Annotated in this window: 3 protein-coding genes and 1 other RNA gene; 3 read left to right on the plus strand and 1 reads right to left on the minus strand. The window is 68.7% G+C overall.

The window, feature by feature from the left end; all coding sequences use genetic code 11:
• The first annotated feature begins 159 nt into the window (after positions 1–159).
• Both KHN96_RS08100 and KHN96_RS08105 read left to right on the plus strand, forming a co-directional pair.
• The gene (locus tag KHN96_RS08100) at positions 160–3,024 is read left to right on the plus strand and encodes a PD-(D/E)XK nuclease family protein (RefSeq protein ID WP_062739242.1); all 2,865 of its coding nucleotides are present in this window, start codon (positions 160–162) and stop codon (positions 3,022–3,024) included.
• Positions 3,021–6,542, plus strand: coding sequence for a UvrD-helicase domain-containing protein (locus KHN96_RS08105; RefSeq protein ID WP_062739241.1), 3,522 nt, complete (start codon positions 3,021–3,023; stop codon positions 6,540–6,542). The genes KHN96_RS08100 and KHN96_RS08105 overlap by 4 nt, the downstream gene beginning before the upstream one ends.
• Before the next feature lie 54 nt (positions 6,543–6,596).
• Here the strand turns inward: KHN96_RS08105 and ffs are convergent.
• Positions 6,597–6,695, minus strand: an RNA gene (gene ffs, locus KHN96_RS08110) — signal recognition particle sRNA small type.
• A gap of 125 nt (positions 6,696–6,820) precedes the next feature.
• On the opposite strand from ffs, the gene KHN96_RS08115 reads away from it, so the two are divergent.
• On the plus strand, positions 6,821–8,260 hold a 1,440-nt coding region (locus KHN96_RS08115), incomplete at its 3' end, for a DNA polymerase III subunit gamma/tau (RefSeq protein WP_211888716.1).

Raw genomic sequence — 8,260 nt, forward strand, 5'->3', positions numbered from 1 at the left:
TACGCGAGCTGGCGTGCATTGGCGCCACTGCCCGCGCGGATGCTGCTGATATAGTACCGGCGCGCCCATTTTCAATCGTTGATTGTGTCTATCGCGCCAATAGCCGCAGGTTGAAGGCCACGGGCTGCGTTTCCTTTCTCGCCACTTGATCGACGCCGCATGCAGACGCTTGCTTTCGCGCCAGGCCCAGCATTCCTTTCGCGTGCCGCCGACGCGGCATGGCGCTTCCTGGATGCGCATGTGCAGTCTTCTGCGGCGCCGTCGGGGCAGGCCACCGTTGTCGTGCCGACGGCAGCGCAGATTCCTGGCGTGCGCAATGCGCTGCACGCGAGCGCCCAGGCTTCGGGCACGCCGCGGCTGCTGCCGCGCATTGTGACGCTGGGGCATTGGCTGCTCGATTTGCCGCCCGAGCCCGATGCGCCCGCCGCACGTGCGCCGCTCTCGCGGCTGCTGGCGGTGCAGCAGGCACTGAAGACCCAGGCGTGGCTGCGCGAAGCGCTCGGTGCGCAGGACGATGCGGCACTTTGGGGCGTGGCGCAGGTGCTGGTGACCGTCTCCGATGAACTCTCACAGCGCTGGCTGAACCTCGATGCCACGCATGGCGACGCGCAGGGCCGCTCCGATGAACTCGAAGCCGTGCTGGCCCAGGCGCTGGAGCGTACCTATGCGCAGTTGTCGGAGCGGTTTCTTGGCACCGAATCGCGCATCGTCCTGACGTTCTGGCGGCTGCTTTCCAGCGCCGCCGATCCGATCCCCATGCGGCTGCGCGCCATGCGGCGCCTGCTTGCCGAGTTGCGCGGCCCGATCGTGTGGATGAGCCCGACCGACCCGGACACCGTCGAGTTCGATTTTCTGCAGCGTGCCGCTGAACGCGTGCCGGTGCTGGTCGTCGGGTATGACTGGCATGCAGGGCAGGCGCAGTCTGCCTCCGCGCCCGCCACGCATGCCGATTTCCGCCATCTGCTGCTCCATGCCTGGCCCGAATGCGCCACACCGGGCCACCACGAGGATGACGACGCCGATGACGCGCTTGGCGCACCCGCCGTGCACATCGCAGGGGCCGCACGGTTTGAAGACGAGGCCGCCTTTGCGGCGCATACGCTCGTCGCGTGGCTGAATGCCGGACGACGCTCGCTCGCGCTGGTGGCGCAGGACCGCATCGTCGCGCGGCGCGTGCGGGCGCTGCTCGCTCGCGTGAACGTGCCGGTGCGGGATGAGACCGGCTGGAAGCTCTCCACCACGCGTGCGGCCGCCGCGCTGATGCGCTGGATCGATGTGGTGCAGGGCGATGGCGATACCGCAGCGTTGCTCGATTTCGTCAAGAGTCCGTTCTGCCTGCGCGATACGCAGGCCGGCACCGGTACGCCGGCATGGGTGGCGGAACTGGAGCGCCGCGTCCGCCGCCACAACGTCACGGGCGGCTGGGGGCGCTTGCGTCGGCTGGTGGCAGATCGCGAGGCTCAGGATGCCGACGCCGCTTCTGGCGCCGCGCAGCCGAGCCGCCTCGCTGACCGCCTCGGCCTGTTGGCGGACGAGGCGGCGCTGTGGCGCCGGGCCGGCAACGCCACGCTCGACGCCTGGGTAACGTTGCTGGCCGGTACGCTCGACCGCCTGCACATGCGCATCGGCCTGCAGAACGACGACGCGGGCCGTCAGCTGCTCGACTGGGTGGACCGTCTGCGCATGTCGGTGCATGGCAGTGCCGATGCGGGGGCGCGCTTCTCGCTCGCCGAGTGGCGCTCGCTGCTGTCGATGCTGCTGGAATCGGCCGTCTTCAGCGAGCCGGCGCCGCCGGCCGATCGCCGCGTGGTCATCCTGCCGCTCAACGGCGCGCGGATGCGGCGCTTCGACGGCGTGGTCGTGGTCGGCTGTGACGACGCCCAGTTGCCATCTGCGCAGCCCGAGTGGCTGTTCTTCTCCAACGACGTGCGCCGCGAACTTGGCCTGCCTGACCGCGCACAGCGTTTTGCGCAGCAAGCGCGCGATTTGGCCGAGGTGCTGCTCAACCAAGAGGAAGTCGTGCTGACCTGGCAGCGTCACGGCAGCCGGGGCGAGCCCAATCGGTTGTCAGGCTGGCTCGAGCGGCTGCAGCGCCGGCTGGCCGTGGCGGGCGTACGGATCGAGACGCCGGTCGTCCTGCCCAACCTGCAGACGTCGAGCCGGCCGACCGATATGCCCGCACCCGCCGCGCCCGCGCTCGTGCCGTCGACGTTGAGCGCCGCCGCCTACAACAGCCTGCGCCGCTGTCCGTACCAGTTCTTCGTCGGCCGCATGCTGCGGCTGGGCGAGCTGGAGGAGGTGTCCGATGAGCTCGAGAAGCGCGATATCGGCGAGATCCTCCACGCGATCCTCCATCGTTTCCACCAGCAGTTGCGCGAGACGCCGAAGCACGACCCCGCAGAGCGGCAAGCCCTGCTGCAGGCGCTCACCGACGCGCATTTCGGCCCGTTGCTGGCCGAAGACGGCAACGCGCTGCGCTTCTATCGGCGCTGGCAGGCGGTGATGCCGTCATACCTTGCGTGGCAGGCTGCGCGCGAAGCCGACGGCTGGCGCTTTGAGGCGGGCGAGATCGACGCCGAGACATCGACCACGCTGCCCGGCGAACGTGTCCTGCGCCTGCGCGGCCGCATCGACCGCGTCGATGTGCACGACGAGCATGGCATCGCGGTGCTCGACTACAAGACGCAGTCGCCCATGGCGCTCACACGGCGCGCCAAGGCCCCGTTCGAGGATTGCCAGCTGCCGTTCTACGGTGTGCTCGAGCCCCGCGCCGGGGCAGGCGGCTGGGTCTCGCTCGATGGCGAGGCGCGTGGTGATCAACGCGACGTTGCGCTGCCGGATTTCACGCAGATCGTCGACTGGCTGATCGAACAAATGCAAAAAGACATGGCTGCGCTGGCGGCTGGTGCACCGCTGCCGGCGTTTGGCGATGAATCCGCGTGCCGCTACTGTGCGGCGCGAGGGTTGTGCCGCAAGGGGTATTGGACCGATGGCGCACCACGTGAACCGGAGGCGCAGGCATGAGCGACCACGCGTACGAACGCGACGGGTCGCCGGTCTCGCCGGAAGACTTCTCGCGCGCGGCATGCGACCCGCGGCGCTCCGTCGTGGTCGAAGCATGCGCGGGCAGCGGCAAGACGTGGCTGCTGGTCACACGCATGCTGCGCCTGCTGCTGGCTGGCGCCGCGCCGTCCGACATTCTGGCCATCACGTTCACGCGCAAGGCCGCTGAAGAGATGCGCCAGCGTCTGCTGGACATCCTCGCCCAACTCGCCAGTGCCGATGACGCGGGCGTGGTGCGCGAACTGATCGCCCGCACGGTCGACGAGCGCGAGGCACCGGCGCTGATCGACACGGCGCGCTGTTTGTATGCGCGCGTGCTCGAGTCGCCTTCGCGCATGGCGATCGACACGTTCCATGGCTGGTTCGGCTCGCTGCTGCGCGGTGCACCGCTATCGTCCGGCGTGCCGCAGGGCGCGTCGCTGCGGGAAGATGCCGGGCGGCTGCGCCGCGAGGCTTGGGCACCGTTCTGGCGCGGCCTCCTCGCAGAAGATCAGGCCGAGCTGCGCGCTGCATATGAGGCGCTTGCCGACCTCGTCGGCGATTTCCATGCCGGCCGCCTGCTCGACGCGATGTTCCATCAGCGCAGCGATTGGTGGGCCTACAAGACGCAAGCAGGCGCACAGCCGCTCGATGCGCTGGACGACCTGCTGGGCGAAGATGCGACGACCGATCCGTTGATCGAAGCGCTGCAGGACGCAACGCTGCTGGCCGACATGCTGCGCGTGTCGCGCTGGCTGGGGCAGGGTGGCGCGGCGGAAGGCAAGCGCGCGGTGGCGATCGAGTCGGCCGTCACGGCGGCGCGCGGCATCGACGTGTCCGATGAAGCGGCTCGTGCGCAGGCGTTCGATACGCTGTTCGCGGCGTTTCACACGCAGGCCGGCAAGGCGCGGGCCTGCAAGCCGACGAAGGCACTCATCAAGGCCGTCGGGGACGAACATGCACAAACGCTGGTCACGCTGCACACCGCGCTGTGCGAAGCGCTGGCCGTGGTGCAGGCGCGCCGGCAGGAGGCCCGCGTGCGCGCCGTCAACGCGGCGTTGTTCACGCTCGGCGATGCGCTCATCGACCGCTATCAGGCCTACAAGCGACAGGCGCGCGCCATGGACTTCACCGACCTCGAATGGGAAGCCGCTCGCCTGATGCAGCAGGAAGACACGGCTGCCTATCTGCAGGTGCGGCTCGATGCGCGCTACAAGCATCTGCTGCTTGACGAATTTCAGGATACGAACCCGATGCAGTGGCGCATCCTCCAGGGGTGGCTGCGCGGTTATGAAGGCACGGGCATGCGGCCGAGCGTCTTCCTGGTCGGCGATCCGAAGCAGTCCATCTACCGTTTCCGCCGCGCCGATGCGCGCTTGTTCGATGCGGCGCGCGAGATGCTCGTCGCCGAGTTCGGCGCCACCGTTCTGCGTACGAACCGCACGCGCCGCAATGCGCCGGCCGTGCTCGAGTGGGTCAACGCCGTCTTTCTGCAGGCGCGCGCGCGCGGCGATTATCCGATCTACGCCGAGCAAAGCACCGCCGTGGATGCACCCGTCGGCCAGGCGCTGTTGCTGCCGCTCGTGCCCGTACCCGAGGCCGCGCAGGCCGACGACACCACACCGCGCGACACCCTGAGCGAACCGCGCGAAGAGGCCGGCGATTCGCAGCGGTATGAAGAAGGCCGCCAGGTGGCAGCATGCCTGCGCGCGCTGCACGCGGGCGAGCGTATCCGCGAAAACGGCACCGAGCGCGCCGTCTGCTGGCGCGATTTCCAGTTGCTCGTGCGCCGCAAGCGCTACCTCGCCGATTACGAACGCGCGCTCCGCGATGCCGGCGTGCCGTATCTGAGCCCGCGCCGCGGCGGCTTGCTGGCGACGCTCGAGGCGCTGGATCTGTGTGCGCTGCTCGATTTCCTGATGACGCCGCAGGCGGATCTGTCGCTCGCACACGTCCTGCGCAGCCCCATCTTCGCCGTCACCAACGATGACCTCATCGCGCTCGCCGGGTCCGGTGAAGGCGGGGGGGGCACGACCTGGTGGGACCGCCTGACCACACTGGCAGGCCGCCCCGATACCGCATCTGCGCTGGTTCACGCGCAGCGCATGCTGGCGCGCTGGCTGGCCGTCGCGCCCACGCTGCCCGTGCATGACCTGCTCGATCACATCGTCTACACCGGCGAACTCAAGCGCCGCTATGCCGAGCGCGCCCCAGCCGCCAACCGCGACCAGGTGCTGGCCAACCTCGATGCGTTCCTGAAGCTCGCCCTGGACCTGGATGGCGGCCGTTACCCCAGCCTGCCGAAGTTCATGGCGGAGTTGCGCGCCATCCGCCAGGGTGATGACGAAGAGAGCCCCGATGAAGGCGTGCAAGGCGATGCCGCGGAAGCGCCCGACGCGATCGACGCCGAAGTCGCCAGCGAAGGGCTGGATGCCGTGCAGATCCTGACCGTCCATGCCTCGAAGGGGCTGGAGGCGCCGTTTGTCGTGCTGCTCGACAGCCATCACAGCGACACCCGCGCAGACACCACCGGCATCCTCATCGACTGGCCCCCTGGTGCCGATGCGCCGACGCACTTCTCCGCATTCGGCAAGGCCGCCGAGCGGGGTCGTGCGCGTGATCCGCTGTTTGCCGCGGAGCAGGCGCTTGCCGCACGAGAAAACTGGAACCTGCTCTACGTGGCCATGACGCGTGCGCGGCAGGGGCTGATCGTCTCCGGCGTGGCCAACAAGCGCGATGCCGCCGCCGCGCAGTCGGTCGACGAAGGCGAGGTGCCCGACATCGACGGCAGCGCAAGCTGGTACACGCTGCTCGCCACGGCCGGCGTGGCATCGCCGGCGCCGATGATGGATGCTGCTGTCGCAGAGACCGCCGCTGCCGCGCAAGGTGAAGTCGTCTCGTACCACGATTTCCGCGCGCCGCTTACGGTGACCGTGCGCGTGGGTGGCGCAGGCATGCAGGCCGAAGGCGCGGACGCTGTCTTCGACCAGGGCGCCGTGGCGCAAGGTGAATTGCTGCACGCCGTGCTGGAGCGCCTCACGCGGCACGGACGGCCCGAACGTGCCCCGGACGCCGCCACCATCGCGCGCTGGTTCGGTGCGAGCGGCGTGACGCAAACCGATGCCGCACGCGCCGCCGACGCCGTGAGCCGCATGCTGTCGGCCGACGCGTTGGCCCATGTGTTCGATCCCGCGCGCTTTGACGCCGCACATAACGAGATCGAGCTGTTCGGCCCCGACGGCGCACTGTTGCGGATCGACCGCCTGGTCCAGCGCGGTAACGAGGTCCTCGTCGTCGATTACAAGCTGCGCCTGCTGCCCGTTGAGCGCGCAGCGTACGCCGAACAGCTGCGTGGGTACGTGGCCGCGGTCACGCCGATGTACCCAGGCTGCACGGTACGCGCCGGCGTGGCAACCGCTGCGGGCGAATGGATCGATCTGGAATCGTTGCCCAAGCCTGCGCAGTCGGCCGATGACGGCACGCAGCGGGCGCTGTTCTGAAGCGAACAGGACTACCAAAGAAGGGGAGGGGCGATGCAGAAGGGAAAAGGGAAGGGGGACGAGCCTGACCCTCGGCACTGGCGGAAAACGGCTGTGGCTGCTTCGTTCCCGACCTGACCAGGTTGACCGCGCCGCCATGCGAGGAGGCCCGTCCGACCGCCATTGTAACCGACTCGCATGGCCGCACCCGAATATCCTTGCAATCCGCTCGGTGCGCATGATGTTTCACCGTCGATCAGCGCGTCGGAAATTCAACCCGCTTTGCTACAATCCCCCGCATGAGTTATCAAGTGCTCGCCCGCAAGTGGCGCCCTCGCGATTTCACCACGCTGGTCGGTCAGGAACACGTGGTGAAAGCGCTCACGCATGCGCTCGAACAGCAGCGTCTGCACCATGCTTACCTGTTCACGGGCACGCGCGGTGTTGGCAAGACCACGCTGTCGCGCATTCTTGCCAAATCGCTGAACTGCGTGGGCGCCGACGGGCACGGCGGCATTACCGCACAGCCCTGCGGCGTGTGCCGTGCATGCACGGAAATCGACGCCGGGCGCTTCGTCGATTACATCGAGATGGACGCCGCCTCCAACCGCGGCGTCGACGAGATGGCGCAACTGCTGGACCGTGCGGTCTACGCCCCGACGGCGGGCCGCTTCAAGGTCTACATGATCGACGAAGTGCACATGCTCACCAACCACGCCTTCAACGCGATGCTGAAGACGCTGGAGGAGCCGCCCGAGCACGTCAAGTTCATCCTCGCGACCACCGACCCGCAGAAGATCCCGGTGACGGTGCTGTCGCGCTGCCTCCAGTTCAACCTCAAGCAGATGCCGCCGGGGCACATCGTGTCGCACCTCGACCGCATTCTCGGTGAAGAGGGGATCGCTCACGAGCCGAATGCGCTGCGCCTGCTGGCCGCCGCCGCCCAGGGCTCGATGCGAGATGCACTGTCGCTCACGGACCAGGCCATCGCGTACAGCGCAGGCGAAGTGAGCGAGGCTGCGGTGCGAGGCATGCTTGGCGCCATCGACCAAAGCTATCTGGTGCGCCTGCTCGATGCGCTTGCCGACGAGAACGGCGCTGCACTCATTGACATCGCCGACGAGATGGCGGGCCGCAGCCTGAGCTTCTCGGGTGCGCTGCAGGACCTGGCATCGCTGCTGCAGAAGATCGCGCTGGCGCAGGTCGTGCCCGCTGCCGTGCAGGACGACTGGCCGGAGGCAGATGATGTGCGCCGCCTCGCAGAGCGTTTCGACGCGCAGTCGGTGCAGCTGTTCTATCAATTTGCCAATCTCGGCCGTAATGAGCTTGCCCTCGCGCCGGACGAGTACGCCGGCTTCACGATGACGCTGCTGCGCATGCTGGCGTTCCAGCCCGGTCAATCCGGGGGCGATGCGCCCCCGCCTTCGGGCGGCGGCGCGAAGCAGCGGGCAGTGCCATCGGCTGCGGCCTCGGCCGCGTCTGAGCGTGCGGCGGCGGTGGCATCGTCTGCTCCGGTGGCGGCTGCTCAGGCAGCGCCTGCTGCGACGCGCCCGGCGCCGGTGGTCGAGGCGCCGCGTGCGGCGTATCAGCCAACCGCATCGGTTTCTGCGTCGGCCCCGGCCGTTGTCGAGGCGCCCGCGGCAGCCCCGGCTGCACCGGTCCGCCGCTCGCCGGCCATGGAGGCATTGGCTGCGGCGCGTCAGGCGTCGAGCCGCGGCCGTGGCGGTGCGTCCGCGCCG

Source organism: Ralstonia mannitolilytica, assembly GCF_905397375.1.
GTDB classification, from domain to species: Bacteria; Pseudomonadota; Gammaproteobacteria; order Burkholderiales; family Burkholderiaceae; genus Ralstonia; species Ralstonia mannitolilytica.

Excerpts from the sequence above, each read along its gene's own strand:
- KHN96_RS08100 (WP_062739242.1), top strand. The coding sequence starts at position 160 with ATGCAGACGCTTGCTTTCGCGCCAGGCCCAGCATTCCTTTCGCGTGCC.
- KHN96_RS08105 (WP_062739241.1), top strand. The coding sequence starts at position 3,021 with ATGAGCGACCACGCGTACGAACGCGACGGGTCGCCGGTCTCGCCGGAA.